19 protein-coding genes are annotated in these 24,456 nt (G+C 58.8%); all 19 read left to right on the forward strand.

The genetic code is table 11. The features are described from left to right. Nucleotides 1-25 precede the first annotated feature (25 nt). The 19 genes from PCPL58_RS11585 (at nucleotide 26) to PCPL58_RS11675 (ending at nucleotide 24,423) form a co-directional block, all read left to right on the forward strand. The gene (locus tag PCPL58_RS11585; RefSeq protein ID WP_065349450.1) at nucleotides 26-3,598 is read left to right on the forward strand and encodes a glycosyltransferase; all 3,573 of its coding nucleotides are present in this window, start codon (nucleotides 26-28) and stop codon (nucleotides 3,596-3,598) included. 114 nt (nucleotides 3,599-3,712) lie between these two features. Beyond that, nucleotides 3,713-6,625 carry a TIGR00180 family glycosyltransferase gene (locus tag PCPL58_RS11590; protein WP_065349451.1) on the forward strand — a complete coding sequence of 971 codons (2,913 nt, stop codon included), beginning with the start codon at nucleotides 3,713-3,715 and terminating at the stop codon, nucleotides 6,623-6,625. A 307-nt stretch (nucleotides 6,626-6,932) separates the two neighbouring features. Continuing rightward, complete coding sequence (locus PCPL58_RS11595; protein WP_003370103.1) at nucleotides 6,933-7,859, forward strand: ketoacyl-ACP synthase III; 927 nt, start codon at nucleotides 6,933-6,935, stop codon at nucleotides 7,857-7,859. A 328-nt stretch (nucleotides 7,860-8,187) separates the two neighbouring features. Further along, nucleotides 8,188-9,036, forward strand: a complete 849-nt coding sequence (locus PCPL58_RS11600; RefSeq protein WP_003370106.1) for a flagellin domain-containing protein — start codon at nucleotides 8,188-8,190, stop codon at nucleotides 9,034-9,036. Nucleotides 9,037-9,108: 72 nt separating this feature from the next. Then, nucleotides 9,109-9,501, forward strand: a complete 393-nt coding sequence (locus PCPL58_RS11605) for a flagellar protein FlaG (protein ID WP_003344024.1) — start codon at nucleotides 9,109-9,111, stop codon at nucleotides 9,499-9,501. An 83-nt stretch (nucleotides 9,502-9,584) separates the two neighbouring features. Continuing rightward, nucleotides 9,585-11,066, forward strand: a complete 1,482-nt coding sequence (fliD, locus tag PCPL58_RS11610) for a flagellar filament capping protein FliD (protein WP_065349452.1) — start codon at nucleotides 9,585-9,587, stop codon at nucleotides 11,064-11,066. A gap of 124 nt (nucleotides 11,067-11,190) precedes the next feature. Beyond that, a complete protein-coding gene (gene fliS, locus PCPL58_RS11615) occupies nucleotides 11,191-11,580 on the forward strand; it encodes a flagellar export chaperone FliS (protein ID WP_003370112.1) in 390 nt (129 codons plus the stop codon). Between the two features lie 24 nt (nucleotides 11,581-11,604). Beyond that, nucleotides 11,605-11,901 (forward strand): flagellar protein FliT, encoded by a 297-nt coding sequence (gene fliT, locus PCPL58_RS11620; protein WP_003370114.1) that lies wholly within the window; start codon nucleotides 11,605-11,607, stop codon nucleotides 11,899-11,901. 177 nt (nucleotides 11,902-12,078) lie between these two features. Next, the gene (gene fleQ / locus PCPL58_RS11625; RefSeq protein ID WP_003316803.1) at nucleotides 12,079-13,554 is read left to right on the forward strand and encodes a transcriptional regulator FleQ; all 1,476 of its coding nucleotides are present in this window, start codon (nucleotides 12,079-12,081) and stop codon (nucleotides 13,552-13,554) included. 122 nt (nucleotides 13,555-13,676) lie between these two features. Continuing rightward, the gene (locus PCPL58_RS11630; protein ID WP_065349453.1) at nucleotides 13,677-14,891 is read left to right on the forward strand and encodes a sensor histidine kinase; all 1,215 of its coding nucleotides are present in this window, start codon (nucleotides 13,677-13,679) and stop codon (nucleotides 14,889-14,891) included. Next, the gene (locus tag PCPL58_RS11635) at nucleotides 14,891-16,306 is read left to right on the forward strand and encodes a sigma-54-dependent transcriptional regulator (RefSeq protein ID WP_065349454.1); all 1,416 of its coding nucleotides are present in this window, start codon (nucleotides 14,891-14,893) and stop codon (nucleotides 16,304-16,306) included. The genes PCPL58_RS11630 and PCPL58_RS11635 overlap by 1 nt, the downstream gene beginning before the upstream one ends. A gap of 243 nt (nucleotides 16,307-16,549) precedes the next feature. Further along, nucleotides 16,550-16,879 (forward strand): flagellar hook-basal body complex protein FliE, encoded by a 330-nt coding sequence (gene fliE, locus PCPL58_RS11640; protein WP_002554293.1) that lies wholly within the window; start codon nucleotides 16,550-16,552, stop codon nucleotides 16,877-16,879. Nucleotides 16,880-16,894: 15 nt separating this feature from the next. Further along, on the forward strand, nucleotides 16,895-18,679 hold the full coding sequence (gene fliF / locus PCPL58_RS11645; RefSeq protein WP_003436100.1) for a flagellar basal-body MS-ring/collar protein FliF: 1,785 nt from the start codon (nucleotides 16,895-16,897) through the stop codon (nucleotides 18,677-18,679). Then, nucleotides 18,672-19,688 carry a flagellar motor switch protein FliG gene (fliG, locus tag PCPL58_RS11650; protein ID WP_003316807.1) on the forward strand — a complete coding sequence of 339 codons (1,017 nt, stop codon included), beginning with the start codon at nucleotides 18,672-18,674 and terminating at the stop codon, nucleotides 19,686-19,688. The genes fliF and fliG overlap by 8 nt, the downstream gene beginning before the upstream one ends. 15 nt (nucleotides 19,689-19,703) lie before the next feature. Further along, complete coding sequence (fliH, locus tag PCPL58_RS11655; protein WP_044309029.1) at nucleotides 19,704-20,522, forward strand: flagellar assembly protein FliH; 819 nt, start codon at nucleotides 19,704-19,706, stop codon at nucleotides 20,520-20,522. Then, nucleotides 20,512-21,870, forward strand: a complete 1,359-nt coding sequence (fliI, locus tag PCPL58_RS11660) for a flagellar protein export ATPase FliI (protein WP_065349455.1) — start codon at nucleotides 20,512-20,514, stop codon at nucleotides 21,868-21,870. The genes fliH and fliI overlap by 11 nt, the downstream gene beginning before the upstream one ends. A gap of 6 nt (nucleotides 21,871-21,876) precedes the next feature. Then, nucleotides 21,877-22,326 carry a flagellar export protein FliJ gene (fliJ, locus tag PCPL58_RS11665; protein ID WP_002554288.1) on the forward strand — a complete coding sequence of 150 codons (450 nt, stop codon included), beginning with the start codon at nucleotides 21,877-21,879 and terminating at the stop codon, nucleotides 22,324-22,326. 83 nt (nucleotides 22,327-22,409) lie between these two features. Beyond that, nucleotides 22,410-22,757, forward strand: coding sequence for an STAS domain-containing protein (locus PCPL58_RS11670; RefSeq protein ID WP_003370131.1), 348 nt, complete (start codon nucleotides 22,410-22,412; stop codon nucleotides 22,755-22,757). Beyond that, nucleotides 22,717-24,423 (forward strand): fused response regulator/phosphatase, encoded by a 1,707-nt coding sequence (locus tag PCPL58_RS11675; RefSeq protein ID WP_003370133.1) that lies wholly within the window; start codon nucleotides 22,717-22,719, stop codon nucleotides 24,421-24,423. Before PCPL58_RS11670 ends, PCPL58_RS11675 begins: the two co-directional genes overlap by 41 nt. Nucleotides 24,424-24,456 lie beyond the last annotated feature (33 nt).

Genomic DNA, 24,456 nt, shown 5'->3' on the forward strand with positions numbered 1-24,456 from the left:
CCCAGCCGCTCGCGAGTCAGTCATAGTGAATTCAGTCCCCCTCGTCAGTATTGTCATTCCCGCCTTCAATTCGCGCTTCTTCCGCGCAGCGCTGCAAAGTGCGCTCGACCAGGTCTACGACAATCTCGAAATCATCGTCTGTGACGATTGCCGTAGCGACGAGATCAAGGCGATTTTCGACGAGCTGGTAGCTCCCGACAGCGACCGGGCCCGTTACCTGCGCAATCCTCAGCGCCTGGGATTTCAGGGCAATCTGCTCAAGTGTCTGGAGCAGGCGAGCGGCGAATACATCAAGTTTCTCTGCGATGACGACCGCCTCTATAACTACTGCGTTGCGCATCAGGCGCAAACCCTCGATACCTACAAGGATGTCCAGCTCGTCGTCAGCAAACGCCATCTGGTGGACGTCGATGATTATGTCCTGACGGCCCGCATGGAAAACGTTGGTCTGGTGCCCTACGACGCTGTGTTCAAGGGCGAGGACATGCTGGCGATTTTCGAGCGCACGCCGCGCAATTATCTGGGCGGTTTCAGTGGCGCGATGATGCGTCGCGCCGATGTGCAGGAATACCTGCCGTCCATTGCGCTGCCGCAGGGCTTCGTTGCGCTGCTGGATTTCACGCTATTCATCTGCCTGCTGCGGCGCGGCAATCTGGTTGTGCTGCACAGCATCCAGAGTACCGAACGCCTGCACCCGGGGCGCTTCAGCAGTCAGGGCGATATGTACCAGAAAGCCACCACCGAATGGGGCTGGCTGAACGAAATGCTCAAGGCGCGTAGCGGCGAAGACGCACCGGCTCAGGGCTGGGTACGTTTTCTGCCTCTGCGCCGCGCGCACGAAGAGCCGCGCGAGTGGGACGAGGTCGGCCTTTACGGGGTGATGGCGGGTCGCCAGGGCGTGATGATGAGCCGCGTCGGCAGTGCCAGTGACAGCTATGCCGAACTGTACGCCGAATGGCTGTCCTGCCGCCGGTTTTCCGAGCCGCAAAAAAAGCTGCTCGAACAACGCATAGTGAGTTGGGCATGGCAGCCACGTATTGTGCCGGTGATCATCGATCAGCAGGGTGATGCCGAAGCCCTCGACATCACCTTGCGCAGCCTGGCCGAACAGGACTATGCCGCAGACTCGGTGGTGGTACTGACCAACGCCAGTGTCGACGATCCGCAGGTGCTGCGTTTTTCTCTGCAGCCGGACTGGGCTCGGCAACTGAACGAAGTATTGCCACTGCTGGAGAGTGCCGACTGGGTCTACCTGTTGCGCGCCGGTGACCGGCTGACGCAGCCGGCGCTGCTGATTCTGGCCGAGCGTATTGCCCAGACTCCCGGTCTGCTGTGTGTCTACAGCGACGAAGGCGCGCTGGTTGAGGACGAGTCCAGAGAGCCTATTTTCAAACCCGGCTTCAACCTGGATCTGCTGCGTGCCTATCCCTATGTCGGGCGCACGCTGGCGTTCGAGCGGCGAAATCTGCTGGACATGGGTGGTTTCGATCCGGCCTTCGATGAGCTCGCCCCGCACGATGTGATCTGGCGTCTGGTCGAGGGGGCAGGGCCGCAGAGCATCGAGCACATCGCCGAAGTGCAGGTCGAGTCGCGTCTGGCATTCGCCGACTGGCTGTCACTGCCTTGTGTCATCGAGCACAGCGAACCTCTGGTTGCGGCCCACCTGTCGCGGATCGGCAGAGAGCACGTCATTCATCACGATCAGTTGCCGTTGCTCAATCGCATCGAGTACGTTCATCCGTCGCTGCCTCTGGTCTCGATCATCATCACCGCCAGGGATCAACTCGGCGCCCTGGAGCGCTGCATAGACAGTCTGCTCAGCAACACCACCTACCCGAATTACGAAGTCCTGATCGTCGACAACGCCAGCGAAAGCGCCGAAGCGCGGGCATGGTTCACGGCGATGAGTGAGCTGGGCAGCGACAAGCTGCGGATTGTTTCCCTGTCCGAGGCTGGCAGCGAAGCAACCGCCCAGAATCATGCCGCCGGTCAGGCGCGTGGTGATTATCTGCTGATGCTCAGCGCCTATGCCCTGATCCATCAGGCGGACTGGCTGCAGGGGCTGATCCACCATGCCCAGCGTCCCGAGGTCGGGATCGTCGGTCCACGCATCCTTAATCCGCAAGGCAATATTCTGTACGCCGGTATGGTCATGGGCATGGATGGCCTGGCCGGTCGGCCGTTCATCAATTTCCCCGCAGGGGCCAGCGGCTACATGCAGCGTCTGCAGTTGACCCAGAACTGGAGCGCGGTCAGTGGCAATTGCCTGATGGTGCGCAAGGAGGTGTTCGACGCTGTTGGCGCACTGGAGGCGGCGACCTTCACGCAGGGTCTGCAGGACCTGGACCTGTGCATGCGCGTCGGGCGCGAGGGTTACCTGATCGTTGGCACCCCGGATGCATCGCTGGTACTGGCCGAGCCTGCTGCCGTTGAACGTAATGAGGCGTCTCGCCAGGCGCTCGATGACGAGCAGAAATCGTTCTTTCAGAAGTGGCTGCCGAAAATGGCCAGGGATCAGGCCTACAATCCCAACCTGTACCTCAACGAGGCGCTGTCGTTCACCCTCGATCCCGGTCTGCTGGCGGGCTGGAGTCCGTTCTGCACCCGCCATCTGCCTTTCATTTTCGGTATGGCGGTCAACTCTTCGGCGGTGGGTCACTACCGGGTCAGCCAGCCCCTGCTGGAGTTGATGGCGGCCGGGCGGGTGGTTGGCCGGATGACTTACGAGACCGCAACGCCCGTCGAAATCGAGCGCCAGTCGCCAGATGTCATCGTCTTTCAGGGCCGGTACACAGAAGCCAAGGTCCCGGACATCGAGCTGGCAAAGAACTACTCCAATGCCATGCGTATTTTCGAGCTCGATGACTACATCGCCGATGTCCCCGAGCGCAATGAGCACAAGCGCAACATGCCGGACAATATCGGCGCCATGCTGCGCAAGGGCATAGGTTTGTGTGATCGCGTGGTGGTCTCGACTCACCCGCTGGCCGAGGCGTTGTCGGGCATGCACAGCGACATTCGCGTCGTGCCGAACATGCTGGCGACGCATTTGTGGAGCAATCTCAGGAGCCAGCGTCGCAGCTCCGACAAGCCGCGTATCGGCTGGGGCGGCGGAACCAGCCATCGCGGGGACCTGGAGCTGATTGTCGATGTGGTGCGCGAACTGGCTGATGAAGTCGAGTGGGTATTCTTCGGCATGTGCCCGGACCTGCTCAAGCCCTACATCCATGAGTTCCATCCGGGGGTCAGCCTGAAAACCTACCCGGCCAAGCTCGCCAGCCTGAACCTTGATCTGGCACTGGCGCCGCTGGAATTCCATATTTTCAATGACTGCAAAAGTAACCTCAGGTTGCTTGAGTACGGCGCCTGCGGCTACCCGGTGATCTGTTCCGACACCGAAGCGTATCGGGGCCATCTGCCAGCGACCCGTGTGTACACCAACAGCTCGGATGAATGGTTGCAGGCAATCCGCATGCACTTGTCCGACCCCAATGCCAGCTACCGCATGGGTGACGAGTTGCGCGAGACAGTACTGCGCGACTTCATGTTGCGCGGCGAAAACCTGCAATATTGGGCCAACGGCTGGTTGCCGGACTGATCCGATCCGTTTGAACACGCACCAGCAGGTTGCCTGCCGGCGCGGTCACGCTACGCTCTTGCTTCAACGCCCGCTGCGGTTGAAGGCGCAATCGATTCGTTATAAGGAAAGACCATGCAAAGCCATTCGGGAAATGAACATAACGCTTTGAATCAGCGTCTGACCCTGCTGTTGATGGCCAGGGATCAGCCAGACTTCCTGCGCCGCGCCTTGAAGTATTACAGCGAGTTTCCGTGCAACCTGGTAGTGGTCGATGCATCGGCCCAGCCTGATGCGGAAATTGCCGCGAGCGCTGGCTTGCATTACCTGCAGAGTGACGCGCTGGTCAATGCCAGCCTTGGCGTCAGGGTCGCAGAAGGGCTCAAACAGGTGACCACACCCTTCGTGGTCCAGGCTCCGGTCGACAGTTTTTTGCTGCCTGATGCACTGCGCGCAGCGCTGAGCTTTCTCGAGTCCAACCCGACCTACGGTGCCTGTCAGGGCTACAGCCTGAGCTATCAGGCGCAGGTCGGTCAGGTGGATTATTTCCGCCGCGATCGCAAAACTTGCGAAGACTATGCCGCAGATGATGCGGGCGAGCGGGTTCTGGGTTTCATGAGCGAAAGTCTGTCGCTGCTCAGCGCAGTGACGCGCACGGAACTGGCGCAGCAGTGGTTCACCTCGGTTGCCGATGACACCGAGCCGCACTGGCAGGAAATCGGCCACATGAACTACCTGGTTGCTGCGGCCCGCCTGCGCATCCTGCCAATCCCTTATGCACTGCACTTCACCTTGGACAAGCAGGTCGAGCTACGTCACGGCACCGCCATTGCCGCAGCCGTCAGACACACTGATCCCAAAGCCAGGGCCGCCCGCGACGCATTCGCCGAAAAACTGGTCGCGCTGCTCGGCGAAGGCTCGGGCTTCGAAGGCGCACAGGGCCTGCAAAAGATCCAGGCTGGCCTTGCAGTCATGGGCGAATGCCTTAAGACCCAGGCTTTCCAGGGCGATGAGAAAATCATCAGCGCGGTGTGGAATGTCGGCCTTGAGCAATCGGACGCGCTGTTCGAGCCTCGTCAGTTTGTCGAAATGCCGTTCTACAACCAGGCGTTGTTCGATGAGCTGGCCAAAATCGAATTCCTGATCCACATCATGCCAGCGGGTCGCTTGCAGTTGGAAGGGCTGGAAGCGGTGCTACTCAAGCAGGCTGAATTGTTGCGCGAGCAGAGCAACCCGGACGCTGAAGCGCGCATCAGCCGCCTGTGGTATGCCTACGAAACCTACGCTTTTAACCTGGGTGTCGTGCAGAGCCTGATCGCGGAGTTAATCAGCGGCAAAGGCAAGGACAGTGAAAAGCAGATCGAAATGGTTTCGGCCTGGAGCCAGCGTCTGCAGGCGGCATCCGGTTTCGACAACGGTCGGCTGTTCGATGGCATGGCTTCCGGTCGACTGCTCAACTGGCTCGATTCGCGCGATCCGGCGCCTGAGGCCCTCAAGCAGATCAGCGACAGGCTCGCCAGCAAACCGGCCGGGTCGCAGATCGGTATCTTGCTGCTGGACCTGGACGCGGACGTCTTCAAGCTGCAGGCCACGTTCGACAGCCTGATCAACAGTCACTACAAGGCCTTCAGGGTGGTGGTGTTCACCACCGGGGAATTGCCAGCCGTGACCACGCTGCACAATACCCTGCACTTTGTGAAAGTCACCGAAAGCAACTACGTCGACAAGATCAACCAGGTCGTCAAGCAGTCACCCAGCGACTGGCTGATGCTGGCACGGGCCGGCGAAGAGTTCACCCGCAGCGGTCTGCTGCTGGCCAGCGCCGAGCTGATCGATGCGGCGCAATGCCGGGCTGTTGCCGTGGACGAGATTCAGCGTCAAGCCAATGGCACACTGACCCCGGTGTTCCGTCCCGGCTTCAACCTTGATCTGCTGCAAAGCCTGCCGGCATTGATGGCTCGTCACTGGCTGGTGCGCCGTGAGTTGCTGGTCGAGGCGGGTGGTTACTCGCGCGAGTTTCCCGAGGCGCTGGAATTCGATCTGTTGCTGCGCCTGATCGAGCAGGGCGGCATGAGCGGCCTGGCCCATCTCAGCGAACCGTTGCTGATCTGTGATGCGCCCGAACTGAAAGACAATCCGGACGAACAGAAAGCGCTCAAGCGCCACCTTGGCAAGCGCGGTTATCAGGCGGAAGTCAGCTCGGCGCAGCCTGGCACCTACAAGATCGATTATCGCCACGCCCATCGGCCGGTGGTTTCGATCCTGCTGCACAGCCACAGCCAGGACAACCTGCCCGAATTGCAGCGCTGCCTGCAAAGCATTCTGCAACGCACCCGCTATCAGCGTTATGAAGTGCTGATCGGTGACAACGCCAGCACCTCTGCCGAACTGTCGACCTGGCTTGACCGGCAGGAGCAGGTGTCGGGTCGCGTGCGGGTGTTCCGTGCCGAACAGCGCATGAGCCCTGCGGCCCTGCGCAATCTGATCAGCCAGGAAGCCGGTGGCGAATACCTGATCCTGCTGGATGCCGAAAGTCAGATCGTCAATGTCGGCTGGATCGAATCACTGCTCAACCAGGCGCAGCGCCCGGAAGTGGGCGTAGTAGGCGCCAAGCTGGTGAATGTCGAAGGCGCAGTGACTCAGGCCGGTCTGGTGTTGGGACTGAATGGCGGCGTGGGTTCGGGGTTTGTCGGTGAGCCGAAGACCGCCACCGGCTACATGCAGCGCCTGGTGGTCGAGCAAAACTACTCTGCCGTGTCATCGGCCTGTCTGATGATTGCCAAGGAGCTGTACAACGCTGTGGGCGGTCTGGATGAAGATCTGTTCGCCGAAGCGCTTGCCGATGTCGACCTTTGCCTCAAGGCTGCGCAGGCCGGCTACCTGACGGTATGGACGCCGCATGTGCAGGTGGTGCATTCCGGTGTGGTGCATGCCCCGCAGCAGGCGCGCGAAGCATTGATGGACAAGTGGTCAGCGCAGTTCGCACAGGATGAGGCCTACAACGCCAATCTGGATCTCGACGGCAAGGGTTTCACTCTGGCCGGCTGAGTCGTCCGCCCTCGTAAAACCGGCTGCTTCGCGGCCGGTTCGCTGCCTTGAAGGCTTCCTCGCAGAGAGCAGTCGGCAAGGATCAAGTGCCTGTTCCCTCGACGCAAATTATCGTAAAGCATGCAGACGGGAGTGACCTGCGGGTCATAACGTGCATCTCCACTGTATTGTTTTACAGGGAGCGACATGCGCCTGACTTGCTTTAACCTGCCAAGCGCCCTGAAAATGTCCGTAAATCACCCCTATTCGGTAGCGCTCCGATTTCATCGGGACGAAAAATGACCTGTTTACTCATCGGGAAGCCATGATGATTGGCATTAAAAGCATAGCGAGTTACGTGCCTGTTGCAGGTGTCGATAACTACGCTCAAGGCGCCAAATTCGGCAAGGATGAAGAATTCATCCTTGGGAAGATCGGCTCCACCTTTCTGCCGCGCAAAGACGCCGGCCAGGAAACCTCGGATCTGTGCGTTGAGGCAGCCAATACGCTGTTTGCCAATAACCCGCAGCTCAAGCGCGAAAGTATCGATGTGCTGATCGTCGTCACCCAGAATGGCGACGAGGAAGGGCTGCCGCACACCGCGGCCATCGTTCAGGACAAGCTGGGGCTGTCGACCAACGTTGCTGCATTCGACATTTCGCTGGGCTGTTCCGGCTATGTGTACGGCATTTATGCGATCAAGGGCTTCATGGAAGCGGCAGGCTTGAAAAACGGCCTGTTGATCACTGCCGATCCGTACTCGAAAATTGTCGACCCGGAAGACCGCAATACCACCATGCTGTTCGGTGATGCTGCGACGGCCACCTGGATGGGCGAGGGGGCCGAATGGCAGCTGGGCAAGGCGAAATTCGGTACCGATGGTTCCGGTGCGCCACATCTCAAGGTCAGCAACGGCATTTTCTTCATGAACGGTCGCCAGGTGTTCAACTTCGCACTGTTGAAAGTGCCAGCGCATCTGCACGAGCTATTGGCCGAGTCTGATTTGACCCCTGACGACGTCGATGCCTTCTGTATTCACCAGGGCAGTGCGGCGATCGTCGATGCGGTCGCGCGGCGCTTTGAAGACAAGCCCGAGAAGTTTCTCAAGGACATGGTCGAAACCGGCAATACCGTGTCATCCAGCATTCCGCTGCTGATCGAAAAGCACGTGCTCGGCTCTTCATGGAAGCGCGTCGCCTTGAGTGGTTTTGGTGTGGGGCTTTCCTGGGGCTCTGCAATTATCTATAAAGGCTGAGTTTACTTCGCCTGACAAAGAACGCCTGCGGATAAATCCCCAGGCGTTTTTAAATTAAATAGTGATCCACGTCACACTTTTAACTTCGTGGCACAACGCACTCGCCTGTCGCCACTTCTGACTGTCACGAATTTCTCTCTGTTGCGTCGCGGGTTTATGCCCCCAAACCCTTGTTTTATAAGGGGTGTCACGGTGATGGCAAAATATTAAAAAAAAACACTCAAGCAACCTGCCATCGCGACGATAACTATTACGAAGGTTCTCTAGGCACACCCGGCGCTTGCAGGGGCCGGAAGCCACGTAGTACCAAACCAACGAGGAATTCATCATGGCTTTAACAGTAAACACCAACGTAGCATCGTTGAACGTCCAGAAGAACCTGGGTCGCGCTTCCGACGCCCTTTCGACCTCGATGACTCGTCTGTCTTCCGGTCTGAAAATCAACAGCGCCAAAGACGACGCTGCTGGCCTGAACATCGCCACCAAGATCAACTCGCAGATCAAAGGTCAGACCATGGCGATCAAAAACGCCAACGACGGTATGTCCATTGCTCAGACCGCTGAAGGCGCGCTGCAAGAGTCGACCAACATTCTGCAGCGTATGCGTGAACTGGCTGTTCAGTCGCGAAACGACAGCAACAGCGCTACTGACCGCGTTGCACTGAACAAAGAATTCACCCAGATGAGTTCTGAGCTGACCCGTATCGCCAACAGCACCAACCTGAACGGCAAAAACCTGATCGACGGTTCTGCCAGCACCATGACTTTCCAGGTTGGCTCCAACTCCGGCTCCGCGAACCAGATCACTCTGACTCTGAGCGCCAGCTTTGATGCAAACACCCTGGGTGTCGGTTCGGCAATCACCATCGTCGGTTCCGACAGTGCTGCTGCAGAGACCAACTTCTCTGCTGCAATGGCCGCTATCGACTCGGCTCTGCAGACCATCAACAACACGCGTTCTGATCTCGGTGCTGCACAAAACCGTCTGACCAGCACCATCTCCAACCTGCAGAACATCAACGAAAACGCCAGTGCTGCACTGGGTCGTATCCAGGATACCGACTTCGCTGCTGAAACTGCACAGCTGACCAAGCAACAGACTCTGCAACAGGCTTCCACCTCTGTTCTGGCTCAGGCTAACCAGCTGCCATCCGCTGTACTGAAACTGCTTCAGTAATATCGGCGTGAGTTTTAGCGGGGGAGTACTTAACAGTGCTCTCTCGCTTTTTTACTTTCTGAGGTGATGGTCATGGATATGAGTGTGAAGTTGAACGTGACTTATCCGGCCGTTCAACCGGCGAGTCAGGCCCCTGTGCCGGACGCGTCCGTTGACAAGCCTGCCGATAAGGCGCCCGTCGAGCGTGTTGCCGCCACGGCTGAAAGTAAAGGCTCCGGTCTGCACAAGGATGATTCCAAGGACGATGCCAAAGTCAAGGCAGCCGCCGAGGACATCCAGAAGTTCTTTCACGAGGTCAAGCGCAATCTCGAGTTTTCGATCGACGAAGATTCTGGCAAAGTCATTGTCAAAGTGATTGCAAGCGATTCCGGTGAAGTAGTACGACAGATTCCCAATGCAGAAATCCTGAAGCTGGCCGATAGCCTGAGTGATGCGAACAGTTTGTTGTTCCGCGCCAAGGCCTGATCGCCGGTACGGTATGTGTTGTCGGGTCATTCGCCTTTTGAAAGGGCGGCGAACCCCGCAGCATTCTTGAAGGGAGAAGCACCATGGCAAGTCCGATTACATCTTCAACAGGCCTGGGTTCGGGTCTGGCAATTTCCGCCATCGTCGAAGGTCTAGTCGGTGCTGAAAAAGCGCCCAAGCAAAACCAGATCGACAAGCAGAGCGCCTCCACGACTGCATCCCTGTCGGGTGTCAGCCAGTTGACGTCTGCACTGGCTGCTTTCCAGAAAACACTGGACACTCTCGCCAGTTCCACCACACCTGCTTTCCAGGGCTTTGCTGCCACGTCTGCCAATGAAGCGGTGGTCAAGGCCACTGCGGGCAACACGGCAGTCAATGGCACCTATGCGATTAATATAAGCCAGTTGGCAACGCCTTCGAAGGTGGCTACCGCCGCGCTGGACTCGACGCAGTCGAGTGCTATTCCGAGTGGTACTCTGAAAATCACTCAAAATGGCACTGATTACAACGTGGCGATCGACAAGACCTCGACGCTGCAGGAAGTGCGCGACAAGATCAACTCGACGCTGCAGGGTAAAGGCATCACCGCCAACATCATCAACGACAACAACGGTTCCAGGCTGGTGTTCAGTTCGACGACCACCGGCAAGGGCAGTGACATTTCGGTGACGGGTGCTTCCGGCCAGGAAGCACTTAACATCGATGGCACCAAGTTGATGAGTGAATCCAGTACTGGCACTGATGCCAATGGAAACGCCATTCCTGGCGCCGGTGCGATTACCGCTGTCGCCAAGGACGCTGCATTCACGGTCGATGGCCTGAGTCTGACCAGCAAGACCAATACCGTGAGCACGGCCATTTCCGGTCTGACATTCGAGCTGGTCGCGCCCAGCGCTTCTTCTGCTGCTTCGGCATCGACCACGGTCACGGTCGCCACCAACACCGATGGTCTGAAAACCTCATTGCAGTCGTTTGTCGACTCTTACAACACGCTGGTTTCACTGGTGTCCTCGTTGACCAAGGGCACTGTCGACAGTGATGGTAAATACACTGCCGCTGCATTGACCGGCGACTCCACCCCGCGTGCGCTGTTGGCAACGATACGCGACCAGATTTCCACTGCCACGTCGAATGCCGGTTTGAGTTCCCTGGCGCAATTGGGGATCAAAACTCAGCAGGCTGACGGCAAGTTGTCGTTGAACACCACCGAATTGACTACAGCGTTGAGCGACAAGAAGCTGGGCAGCCAGATTCAGGCGATGTTCACCGGTGTGACCAGCGCTGACGGCACGACCTCGGGTGGCTTGATCGCACGCTTGAACACTGCGCTTGAACCCTACACGAAAGCCGACGGCGTTCTGGCTGGCAAGACCACCAGCCTCAATAAAGTGCAGACTCGACTGGCCAGTGATCAGGAGGCGCTCAACCGTCGTATTACCACGTTGACGGCAACCCTCACCAAGAAATACAACGCAATGGACTTGGTCGTCGGACAGTTAAAGGCGACGGCTTCAAGCATTACTTCGATTTTTGAAGCGATGAACGCCCAGAAAAACGCCTCGTAAAAAAACGAGTGTGGAAGTATCAGCAACCCGACTCTGTGTCGGGTTTCTGCTTTTGGGCTAAAGTTTCTGCGCACTGCGTCGATAGCTTGAGTATCAGTATTCTGGATTTGTTACGAGGCCCCTTATGAATCCGATGTTAGCGTTGCGGCAGTATCAGAAGATCGGCTCCCAGGCTCAGACCTCAGAGGCCAGCCCTCATCGTCTGGTGCAAATGTTGATGGAAGGTGGCCTCGACCGCATCGCTCAGGCCAAGGGCGCCATGGCGCGCAGGGACGTCGCTAACAAGGGCGTACTCATCAGCAAGGCCATCGACATTGTGGGCGGTCTGCGTGAGGGGCTGGATCTGGAAAATTCACCCAGTGACACGCTGCTCAGGCAGGACAGCCTGTATCACTACATGATGACGCGCCTGGCGGAAGCCAACGCTCGCAATGATCAGAAGATACTCGATGAAGTCGCTGGCCTGTTGATCACCGTCAAGGAAGGCTGGGATGCAATCGGTACCATGCAATAACCCGCTGTTCCGAGGAGAATAAAAATGAGTGCTGCGCTCAAGCGTATCGAAGAAACCCGGGAAGCCTTGGTAGGGGCACTGGCCGAGCGTGACTGGGAGGCTATCGTCAAGCTTGATCTGGCGTGTCGCGAGTGTGTCGACGCGGTGGTGAGCGAAGCGCCCGATGACGAACCTGCTCTGCGCAGCAACCTTGAGGAGTTATTGGGGGTCTATCGGCAATTGATTGATGTTGCCACCGGCGAGCGTCAAGCGGTTGTCGAAGAAATGACTCAAATCCAGAATGCGAAGAGTGCTACGAAGGTATACCATCTGTTCGGTTAATGTTTAATTGTCATTTTTATTGTTCGACAAGAATTTCGCCATAAATTTGACTGTGTTCGTTTTTTTGACTTAACTAGTGATGTTTACTATTTTCTGGCGTCTCAAGGTTTATACATCTGAGAAGCCAAGCTGCCCCCCAATCATGGGCATTGAGTTGACTAGGGAAGTTGCTATTGCATGTGGCGTGAAATCAAGATTCTGCTAATCGATGACGATAGCCAGCGCCGCCGGGATCTGGCGGTGATCCTGAATTTTCTTGGCGAAGAAAATCTCTCCTGTTCCAGTCAGGACTGGCAGCAGGTGGTCGGCTCTCTGGCGTCTCCACGAGAAGTACTGTGCGTACTGGTCGGCAGCGTAAACGCGCCGGGCAGCCTGCAAGGGCTCCTTAAGACCATCGCGGCATGGGATGAGTTCCTTCCTGTGCTGCTGATGAGCGAAAATTCTTCTGTCGAATTGCCCGAGGATTTGCGCAGGCGAGTGCTCTCCGCACTCGAAATGCCACCCAGCTACAGCAAGCTGCTCGATTCGCTGCACCGTGCCCAGGTCTACCGCGAGATGTACGACCAGGCTCGCGAGCGCGGTCGTCATCGTGAACCGAACCTGTTCCGCAGTCTGGTAGGTACCAGTCGCGCGATTCAGCACGTGCGGCAGATGATGCAGCAGGTCGCTGACACCGACGCCAGCGTACTGATCCTTGGTGAGTCGGGGACGGGCAAGGAAGTGGTTGCGCGTAACCTGCACTACCACTCCAAGCGCCGAGATGCGCCGTTCGTGCCGGTCAACTGCGGTGCCATTCCGGCCGAACTGCTCGAAAGCGAGCTGTTCGGACACGAGAAGGGCGCGTTTACCGGCGCGATCACCAGCCGTGCCGGCCGCTTCGAGCTGGCCAACGGCGGCACCTTGTTCCTTGACGAAATCGGCGACATGCCGCTGCCGATGCAGGTCAAGCTGCTGCGCGTCTTGCAGGAGCGCACGTTCGAGCGTGTGGGCAGCAACAAGACGCAGAGCATCGATGTGCGCATCATCGCCGCAACGCACAAGAATCTCGAGACCATGATCGAGCTGGGCAGCTTCCGCGAAGATCTTTACTACCGTCTCAACGTGTTCCCGATCGAGATGGCGCCGTTGCGTGAGCGTGTCGAAGACATCCCGCTGCTCATGAACGAATTGATTTCGCGTATGGAGCACGAGAAGCGCGGTTCGATTCGCTTCAACTCCGCAGCCATCATGTCGCTGTGTCGCCATGCCTGGCCGGGCAACGTCCGTGAGCTGGCCAACCTGGTCGAGCGCATGGCGATCATGCATCCGTATGGTGTGATTGGTGTAGCCGAGCTGCCAAAGAAGTTTCGCTACGTCGACGACGAAGACGAGCAGATGGTCGACAGCATGCGCAGCGAGATCGAAGAGCGTGTGGCGATCAACAGCAATACGCCGAACTTCGCTTCCGGCGCGATGCTGCCGCCTGAAGGGCTCGATCTGAAAGACTACCTCGGTGGTCTGGAGCAGGGCCTTATTCAGCAGGCGCTGGACGATGCCAACGGTATCGTTGCTCGCGCTGCGGAGCGCCTGCGCATTCGTCGGACCACGCTGGTCGAGAAGATGCGCAAGTACGGTATGAGTCGTCGTGAGGGCGATGAACAGGCAGATGATTGACGCCGGTTTTTTGTGCCAAAAACCAAGCCCCTGATTTTTCAGGGGTTTTTTTTAGGCACGGGGATTGCTAAGTCTCTCTTAACACACCGTTTACTGACGGTTCGCCACGAGAGAGATGAATCATGTCCCAGGCCGCCCAACTGACTTCCGCCCTATCTGTTCAGGCTCAGTACTCCCCGGAACTGGAAAGTCGTCAGGGGCTTGAGCAGGCATTCTCGCTGTTCAATCAAATGTCGGCGCAACTGACCGACTCCTACGGCTTGCTTGAAGCGCGCGTCACCGAGCTCAAGGGCGAACTGGCTCATGCCGGTGCCCAGCGCCTTCAGGAGCTGGCGGAAAAAGAACGCCTGGCCAACCGACTGCAGAATCTGCTCGATCTGCTTCCCGGCGGGGTGATCGTCATTGATGGCATGGGCGTCGTGCGCGAAGCCAATCCGGCGGCCATCGACCTGCTTGGTCAGCCGCTGTTGGGCATGCTCTGGCGTCATGTGATCAGCCGCTGTTTTGCACCCCGTGAAGATGATGGCCACGAAGTCTCGCTCAAGGATGGCCGCAGGCTTTCCATTGCCACGCGTTCGCTGGATGCCGAGCCAGGGCAGCTGGTGCTGCTCAATGACCTGACCGAAACCCGTCATCTTCAGGAACAGCTGGCTCGTCACGAGCGCCTGTCGTCACTGGGCCGTATGGTCGCTTCTCTGGCGCATCAGATTCGTACACCGTTATCCGCCGCCATGATCTACGCCAGCCATTTGACCGAGCAGGAACTTCCGGTGGAAACCCAGCAGCGTTTCGCTGCGCGGCTCAAGGATCGTTTGCATGAGCTGGAGCATCAGGTTCGCGACATGCTGGTGTTCGCCCGGGGCGAGCTGCCGTTGACGGATCGTCTGGAGCCTGGTGATCTGTTTCAGGCGCTGCAAAATGCTGCTGCGACGCATGTTCAGGGCGTGTCGGTACGCTGGCAGTGCGACAGCATCGATGGCGAGCTGCTGTGCAATCGCGACACATTGGTCGGCGCACTGCTCAATCTGATTGAAAACGCTGTCCAGGCCAGCGCTGGCCGGACACTGCTGAAGATTCACGCCTACAGTCGCGGCAATGTGCTGCGGATCTGCTTCAGCGATAACGGCAGCGGCATTGACAAGGCCGGTCTGGCTCGCATCGGTGAGCCGTTCTTTACCACCAAGACCACCGGCACAGGGCTTGGTCTGGCCGTGGTAACTGCGGTGTCGCGTGCGCATCAGGGGCGCGTGCATTATTTGTCGCGGGTTGGCCGTGGTACCTGCGCCATTATCAGTCTGCCATTGATCCCGGCTTCCAGTTCGACAGGTAATAACTGATGCCGATCAATGTGCTGCTGGTCGAGGATGACCGTTCACTCCGCGAAGCGCTTGGGGAAACCCTCGAGCTGGCCGGTTATGGCTATCAGGCGGTCGGTTCCGCCGAAGAGGCGCTGGTGGCCGCCGAGGCGCGGCCCTTCAGTCTGGTGATCAGTGACGTCAACATGCCGGGCATGGACGGTCACCAGTTGCTGAGTCTGTTGCGCAGCCGGCATCCGCAATTGCCGGTGTTGCTGATGACTGCGCATGGCGCAGTCGAGCGCGCGGTCGAGGCTATGCGCCAGGGGGCTGCGGATTACCTGGTCAAGCCCTTCGAGCCCAAGGCGCTGATCGCGCTGGTTGGGCGGCACGCACAGGGTCGTCTGGAGCCTGCCGAGCGCGATGGGCCGATTGCTGTCGAGCCCGCCAGTATCCAGTTGCTGAACCTGGCCAGCCGCGTGGCGAAAAGCGATTCCACCGTGCTGATCTCCGGCGAGTCCGGGACCGGTAAAGAGGTTTTGGCGCGTTTCATTCATCAAAACTCGCCCCGTGCCGATAAACCTTTTATTGCGATCAACTGTGCAGCGATTCCGGACAATATGCTGGAAGCCACGTTATTCGGTCATGAAAAGGGTTCGTTTACCGGCGCCATTGCGGCACAGGCTGGCAAGTTCGAGCAGGCGGACGGCGGGACAATCCTGCTGGACGAGATTTCCGAAATGCCTCTGGGGCTGCAAGCCAAATTGCTGCGTGTGTTGCAGGAACGCGAAGTTGAGCGCGTCGGTGCGCGCAAACCGATCCTTCTGGACATTCGCGTCGTGGCGACCACCAACCGCGATCTGGCGGGTGAGGTGGCGGCGGGGCGTTTCCGTGAAGATCTGTTTTATCGCCTGTCGGTATTTCCACTGGCATGGCAGGCGTTGCGTCAAAGGACTGCCGATATTCTGCCATTGGCCGAGCGGCTTCTGGCCAAGCACGTCAATAAAATGAAGCATGCGCCGGTGCGTCTTTCCGCCGAAGCGCAACAGTGTCTGGTGAGCTATCCATGGCCCGGAAATGTCCGGGAGCTGGATAACGCCGTGCAGCGGGCCTTGATTCTGCAGCAGGGCGGGGTGATTCAGGCGCAGGATTTCTGTCTGTCCGGGCCGGTCACCAGCCTGCCTGTTGCTGCGCCTGTCGAGGCGGCAGCGGCTGTGACTGGCACTGTCGTGGCGGAGAATGCAGGTGCCGGCGCCAGTCCGGAATCGGTCGGCGCGCTGGGCGATGACCTCAGGCGTCACGAGTTTCAAATGATCATCGACACCCTGCGTTCTGAACGGGGACGTCGCAAGGAGGCTGCGGAACGCCTGGGTATCAGCCCGCGTACATTGCGTTACAAGCTGGCGCAGATGCGTGACGCCGGAATGGATGTGGAGGCCTATCTGTTTGCCACATGAGCAACGCACAGTGATTGCCGTTCCCGATCGGCGGTCCCTGAATATTTTTGCTGTGATGCAAGCCTGAAATTAAACCCGGCGCCCCGTGAATACGGGCGGTCCGGCGCGACCTCGTGTCAAGCGACATGATGCACTCATCTGGTGTGGCAAATTGCCGCCATCTAGCTGGCATCGTTGTTGCTATACCTTCTGTACCCGCTGAATCAGTGTCAAAAATTTGCGGGCCTTACGAGAGATATGTCCATGAGCCAAGGTGTTGAATTTAATCGCTTGATGTTGGATATGCGGGCCATGCAGATGGACGCGATGTCTGCGCCCAAGCCCGTGTCCGGTGCGCAGGAAGCCGGTGCCAGCAGCTTCGCTGACATGCTTGGTCAGGCCGTCAACAAGGTCGCGCAGACCCAGCAGGCTTCCAGCCAGTTGGCCAATGCATTCGAAATCGGCAAGAGCGGCGTGGATCTGACCGACGTCATGATTTCGTCGCAGAAAGCCAGCGTGTCTTTTCAGGCGTTGACCCAGGTACGTAACAAGCTGGTTCAAGCTTACCAAGACATCATGCAGATGCCGGTTTAAGGGACGTACTGAGTCATGGCTGAAGCAGCTGCCGATACCGTTCCTGCAAGAGCGGGCGCTTCCGAAAGAAAACCGTTGTTCGGTATGTCTTTTCTGGAAAATCTTTCCGAAATGACCATGCTGCGTCAGATCGGCCTCATGGTCGGTCTTGCCGCGAGCGTGGCCATCGGCTTCGCCGTGGTGCTCTGGTCCCAGCAGCCTGACTATCGTCCGCTTTATGGCAGTCTGGCGGGCATGGACAGCAAGCAGATCATGGACACCCTGACTGCAGCGAACATCAACTACACCGTCGAGCCGAACTCCGGTGCGCTGTTGGTGAAGTCCGATGATGTGCAGCGTGCGCGCATCCAGCTGGCTCAGGCGGGTGTGGTACAGAACGACGCCAACATCGGTTTCGAAATCCTCGACAAGGATCAGGGGCTGGGCACCAGTCAGTTCATGGAAGCCACGCGTTATCGTCGTGGCCTGGAAGGCGAGCTGGCGCGTACCATTTCTGCGTTGAACAACGTCAAGGGTGCCCGCGTGCACCTGGCGATTCCGAAAAGCTCGGTATTCGTCCGTGATGATCGCAAGCCAAGCGCTTCGGTACTGGTCGAGCTGTACGCCGGTCGTTCGCTGGAGCCGAGTCAGGTCATGGCCATCATCAATCTGGTGGCCACCAGTGTTCCCGAGCTGAGCAAGTCGCAGATTACCGTCGTTGACCAGAAGGGGGCTCTGCTTTCCGATCAGGCGGAAAACTCCGAGCTGACCATGGCCGGCAAGCAATTCGACTACAGCCGTCGCATGGAAAGCATGCTCACCCAGCGCGTGCAGAACATTCTGCAGCCGATTCTGGGCAATGACCGCTATAAGGCCGAGGTCTCGGCAGTGGTTGATTTCAGCGCTGTCGAATCGACCGCCGAAAGCTTCAACCCTGATCAACCAGCTTTGCGCAGCGAGCAGTCGGTCAATGAACAACGTTCCAGCAGCTCAAGCTCGGGCGGCGTTCCGGGGGCGTTGAGTAATCAGCCGCCCGGCCCGGCGACGGCTCCGCAGACTGCAGGCGGTGGCGCAGCCGGTGCAGCCGGCCCTATCGCTCCAGGTCAACCCCTGCTGGATGCTAATGGTCAGCAGATCATGGACCCGGCAACCGGTCAGCCCGCGTTGGCGCCATACCCGGCCGACAAGCGCGTGCAGTCGACCAAGAACTTCGAGCTTGACCGTTCCATCAGTCACACCAAGCAGCAACAGGGCCGTCTGACCCGCCTTTCGGTTGCGGTAGTGGTCGATGACATGGTCAAGACCAACGCGGCCAATGGCGAAGTCACCCGTGCTCCATGGAGCGCGGCGGATCTCGCTCGCTTCACACGGCTGGTACAGGATGCCGTCGGTTTCGACGCCAGCCGCGGCGACAGCGTCAGCGTGATCAACGTGCCGTTCTCCAGCGAACGCGCTGAAGTGCTGCCTGAAGCGTCGTTCTATTCGCAACCCTGGTTCTGGGACATCGTCAAGCAGGCTGTTGGCGTGATCTTCATCCTGATCCTGGTGTTCGGTGTACTGCGCCCGGTGTTGAACAACATCACCAATGGCAAGCGCAAGGAACTGGCAGGTTTCGGCGGCGACGCCGAACTGGGTGGCATGGGCGGTCTGGACGGCGAATTGTCCAACGATCGCGTAAGTCTGGGTGGCCCGCAGAGCATTCTGCTGCCAAGCCCGACCGAAGGCTATGACGCACAGCTGAATGCAATCAAGAGTTTGGTGGCTGAGGATCCTGGCCGTGTGGCTCAGGTTGTGAAAGAGTGGATCAACACTGATGAATGAACGAGCCATGGTAGCCAAACTCTCCAAAGTTGAAAAAGCGGCTGTACTGTTGCTCTCGCTGGGCGAAACCGATGCGGCTCAGGTGCTCCGGCACATGGGCCCCAAGGAAGTCCAGAAAGTGGGTGTGGCGATGGCGCAGATGCGCAACGTGCATCGCGAGCAGGTCGAAGAGGTCATGAGCGAATTCGTCGACATCGTCGGCGATCAGACCAGCCTTGGCGTCGGTTCCGACGGCTATATCCGCAAGATGCTGACCCAGGCACTGGGCGAGGACAAGGCCAACGGCCTGATCGACCGGATTCTGCTGGGTGGCAATACCAGCGGCCTGGACAGCCTCAAGTGGATGGAGCCGCGTGCGGTCGCCGACGTGATCCGTTTCGAGCACCCGCAGATTCAGGCCATCGTGGTCGCCTATCTCGATGCCGACCAGGCGGGCGAGGTGCTTGGGCATTTCGATCACAAGGTGCGCCTCGATATCATCCTGCGCGTGTCTTCGCTCAACACCGTACAGCCAGCGGCTCTCAAGGAATTGAACCAGATTCTCGAGAAGCAGTTCTCCGGTAACGCCAACACGTCGCGTACCACACTGGGCGGTATCAAGCGTGCGGCCGATATCATGAACTTTCTCGACAGCTCGATCGAAGGTTCGCTCATGGACTCGATCCGCGAGGTCGACGAAGACCTGTCGGTGCAGATCGAAGACCTCATGTTCGTCTTCAACAATCTTTCCGACGTGGACGATCGCGGTATCCAGGCGCTGCTGCGCGAAGTATCCTCGGACGTGCTGGTACTGGCGCTCAAGGGCTCCGACGAAGCAATCAAGGAAAAAATCTTCAAGAACATGTCCAAGCGTGCCTCCGAGCTTCTCCGCGACGACCTGGAAGCAAAAGGTCCGGTGCGTGTCAGCGATGTGGAAACCGCCCAGAAAGAAATCCTCACCATTGCACGTCGTATGGCCGAGGCCGGCGAGATCGTACTCGGTGGCAAGGGTGGCGAGGAAATGATCTAAGGATTCAGCCGACTCATGTCCAGTTCCAATAAAGAATCGGCCAGCGACCTCATTCGCGCCAAGGACGCCGGGTTACTCGACATCTGGGCGCTGCCCAGCTTCGATCCGCACGTGGAGCCAGAACCAGAACCGGAGCCCGAGCTGGTCGACGAACCGGCCGAGATGGAAGAAGTGCCGCTGGAGGAAGTCCAGCCACTGACCTTGGAAGAGCTGGAAAGTATTCGCCAGGAGGCCTGGAACGAAGGCTTCGCCACCGGTGAAAAGGAAGGTTTTCACAGTACTCAGCTAAAAGTGCGTCAGGAAGCGGAGGTCGTTCTTGCGGCAAAAGTCGCCAGCCTGGAACAGCTGATGGGTAACCTGCTGACACCCATCGCCGAGCAGGACACTCAGATCGAAAAGGCCGTCATTCTCCTGGTCGAGCACATCGCGCGTCAGGTTATCCAGCGTGAACTGGTCACAGATTCTGCGCAGATTGCCAGCGTCCTGCGCGATGCCCTCAAGCTATTACCGATGGGCGCGCAGAATGTGCGAATTTTCATAAACCCTCAGGACTTTCTGCTGGTCAAGGCCATGCGCGAACGTCATGAGGAGTCGTGGAAGATCGTCGAAGACGAAGACTTGCTGCCGGGCGGTTGCCGTATCGAAACCGAGCACAGCCGTATCGATGCCAGCGTCGAAACACGCATCGCCCTGGCAATTTCCAAGATGCACGACCAGTTGCATGAACAGGTAACCCATCCTGCGGCAGCCGATCTGAGCGTCGATCTGGATGCCTCGCCAGGCAATGCAGCCAATGTTGACGAATCCGACGCGGATACCCTCGATGCACCTTGAACGCACCAGTTTCGCCAAGCGCCTCGGTTCCTATGCCGAGTCGATCAGTTTGCCTGCCCAGCCCGTAGTGGAAGGCCGCCTGCTGCGCATGGTAGGCCTGACGCTTGAGGCTGAGGGTCTGCGCGCGGCAATGGGTAGCCGCTGTGTGGTCATCAATGACGACAGCCATCATCCGGTTGAAGTCGAAGCCGAAGTGATGGGTTTTTCCGGTAGCAAGGTGTTTCTGATGCCGGTCGGCAGCGTGGCGGGCATCGCGCCTGGCGCGCGGGTCGTACCGCTGGCCGATACCGGTCGCCTGCCGATGGGCATGAGCATGCTGGGCCGGGTGCTCGATGGTGCCGGTCGCCCGCTGGATGGTCGCTCGCCGATCAAGGCCGAAGACTGGGTGCCGATGGATGGCCCGACCATCAACCCGCTCAAGCGCGACCCCATCAGCCAGCCACTGGATGTTGGTATTCGCTGCATCAACGGTTTATTGACGGTTGGCCGCGGTCAGCGTCTCGGACTGTTTGCCGGTACGGGCGTGGGCAAGAGTGTGCTGCTCGGCATGATGACGCGCTTCACTGAGGCGGACATCATCGTCGTCGGCCTGATCGGTGAGCGGGGCCGTGAGGTCAAGGAGTTCATCGAGCACATTCTCGGCGAAGAGGGCCTGAAACGTTCGGTGGTGGTCGCCTCGCCAGCCGATGACGCGCCTCTGATGCGCTTGCGAGCAGCGATGTATTGCACGCGAATCGCCGAATACTTTCGTGACAAGGGCAAGAATGTCCTGTTGCTGATGGACTCCCTGACCCGTTTTGCTCAGGCTCAGCGGGAAATCGCACTGGCCATTGGCGAGCCGCCGGCCACCAAGGGCTATCCGCCTTCGGTGTTCGCCCGCTTGCCCAAACTGGTAGAACGCGCCGGCAATGCCGAGGCGGGTGGTGGTTCGATCACCGCGTTTTACACGGTGCTGTCGGAGGGTGATGACCAGCAGGACCCGATTGCCGACTCGGCGCGTGGCGTACTCGACGGTCACATCGTGTTGTCCCGGCGCCTGGCCGAAGAGGGGCATTACCCGGCCATCGACATCGAAGCGTCCATCAGCCGGGTCATGCCCGCCGTGGTCAGCCCCGAGCACATGGCGCGTGCGCAGCATTTCAAACAGTTGTGGTCACGCTATCAGCAGACTCGCGACCTCATCAGCGTGGGGGCCTATGTAGCAGGCGGCGATCGCGAAACGGACATGGCCATTGCGCTGCATCCGGTACTGGTGCGCTACCAGCGTCAGGGCCTGCGTGACAACGAAAGCATACAAGGCAGCAGCGAGGCGCTGGCGTCGATCTTCGCACCAGCGCCTGGCGGCTGATAATCCATGGCCCAGAGTCGAGCGGCGCGTCTGGCGCCAGTGGTCGAGATGGCAGAAGCTGCCGAGCGAACCGCCGCCCAGCGCCTTGGGCACTTCCAGGGGCAGGTCAACCTTGCCAACAACAAGCTGCAGGAGCTTGACCAGTTTCGCCAGGATTATCAGCAGCAATGGTTGCAGCGCGGCAGTGCCGGGGTTTCCGGGCAATGGCTGCTGGGTTATCAGCGCTTTCTCAGTCAGCTCGATGTCGCCGTTGCCCAGCAATACAAAAGTCTCGAATGGCACAAAGCCAATCTGGATCGGGCGCGCAGCGCCTGGCAGGATTGCTACGCGCGGGTAGAGGGCTTGCGCAAGCTGGTGCAGCGCTACATGGACGAGGCGCGCAGGCTGGAGGACAAGCGCGAGCAGAAACTGCTCGACGAGTTATCGCAGCGCCTGCCGCGCCATGAACAATTCTGACGTTTGACTCAATCAGACCGCAGTGATCTCTCTGGCTGGTCTACGCTATCAATGTCTCGGTGATGAAACACCTCGAGGTTCCCATGACTGTCACTTCCGAACGTTCTGCCGATGGGCAGACGCTGACCCTTTTTATCGAAGGACGCTTCGATTTCAATTCCCATCAGGCGTTTCGCGCTGCCTATGAGGACTATCCGCAGTCGCTGAATTACGTGGTCGACCTGCGCGGTACTCATTACCTGGACAGCTCTGCGCTGGGGATGCTGTTACTGCTGCGCGATCACGCCGGGGGTGACAAGGCATTGGTGCGCCTGGTCAACTGCACGCCCGATGTGCTGAAGATTCTGGCCATTTCCAATTTCTCGAAGCTGTTCGAATTGAGCATACCCAGTGCAACCAGCCCTGAAAAAACTGTGCATTCTGATCGCTGACGACAGCGCCAGTGACCGGCTTCTGCTTTCAACTATCGTAGCGCGGCAGGGGCACCGGGTTCTTAGCGCTGCCAATGGTGTCGAAGCGGTCGCCATCTTCAAGGCTGAAAGCCCGCAGTTGATTCTGATGGACGCCATGATGCCGGTCATGGATGGCTTCGAAGCGGCGCGAAGGATCAAGGCATTGACCGGCGAATCGCTGGTGCCGATCATCTTCCTGACCTCGCTCACCGAAGGCGAAGCGCTTGCACGTTGCCTGGACGCCGGTGGCGACGATTTCATGTCCAAGCCTTACAACCCGCTGGTACTGGCCGCCAAGCTCAACGCCATGAACCGTCTGCGGGTATTGCACGAAACTGTCCGCCAGCAGCGTGACCAGATCGCCAGGCACCATGAGTATCTGCTCAATGAGCAGCGTGTCGCCAAGGCGGTGTTCGATCAGATCGCCCACGCCGGTTGCCTGGGGGCGAGCAATATCCGCTACCTGCAGTCCCCCTACGCACTGTTCAACGGCGACCTGATGCTGGCCGCCTACACACCCGCCGGGCACATGCAGGTGCTGCTCGGGGATTTCACCGGACATGGCTTGCCGGCTGCGGTGGGTGCGATGCCACTTGCAGAAGTGTTCTACGGCATGACGGCCAAGGGCTATGGCCTGGTTGAAATCCTCCGTGAAATGAACGCCAAGCTCAAACGCATCCTCCCGGTCGATATGTTTTGTTGTGCGACGCTGCTGTGTATCAATCTGCCGCAGCGGCAGGTCGAGGTCTGGAGCGGTGGCCTGCCCGACGGCTACCTGTTGCGCGGCGCGCAGGGCGAGCATGTGCCGCTGGCCTCGAATCATCTGCCATTGGGCGTATTGAGCGTCGATGCCTTCGACGCGCGCACCGACGTGTATCCGTTGGCGCCGGGTGACCGCATCTTTCTGCTGTCCGACGGCGTGCTTGATACCAGTAACAGTCAGGAAGAGCTGTTTGGCGCGCAACGTCTGCGACAGGTTCTGTCTGCCAATCGCGAGCCGCACTTGCTGATCGAGGAGATCCTCGTGGCGCTCAACGAGTTTGGCGGCAAGGCGCGTGACGATGTCAGCCTGCTGGAGGTCAGCGCTGTCGAGGCGCCGCTGGAAAATTTGCCTGTCATGATGTATTCGGACAGCGGCGCCTCCAGCCCGCTGGACTGGTCGGCCAGTTTCGAGTTTCGTGCCTCGACGCTCAAGCGTTTCAACCCTCTGCCTTATGTCCTGCAATTGCTGCTGGAGGTACATGGCCTGCGTGATCAGGGTGCCGCACTGCACATGGTGCTCGGCGAGCTGTACAGCAATGCGCTGGAGCACGGTGTGCTAGGGTTGGATTCGGCGCTCAAGCATGATGCAACGGGGTTCGCGCTCTATTATCAGCAGCGGGCAGAGCGTCTCGACAGGCTGCAGTCAGGCTTCATCCGGGTGAGCCTGCAGGTCGAAGCGGTCGAGCAGGGCGGTCGGCTGACCCTCAGTGTCGAGGACAGCGGCCAGGGTTTCGATGTGGAAAAGACCCGGACGCTGACGCCTGCCAGCAATGAACTGTATGGTCGCGGGCTGCATCTGGTCTGTGAATTGAGTCGCGAGGCCAGGTGGTCCAGGGATGGCAGGACCGCCTGCGTGGAATTTTGCTGGGAGGGAGTGGCATAATCCCCGCCTGGAGTCTTGATCAAGGAGTGAACA

Source organism: Pseudomonas cerasi (assembly GCF_900074915.1).
In the GTDB taxonomy this organism is placed as follows: Bacteria; Pseudomonadota; Gammaproteobacteria; order Pseudomonadales; family Pseudomonadaceae; genus Aquipseudomonas; species Aquipseudomonas cerasi.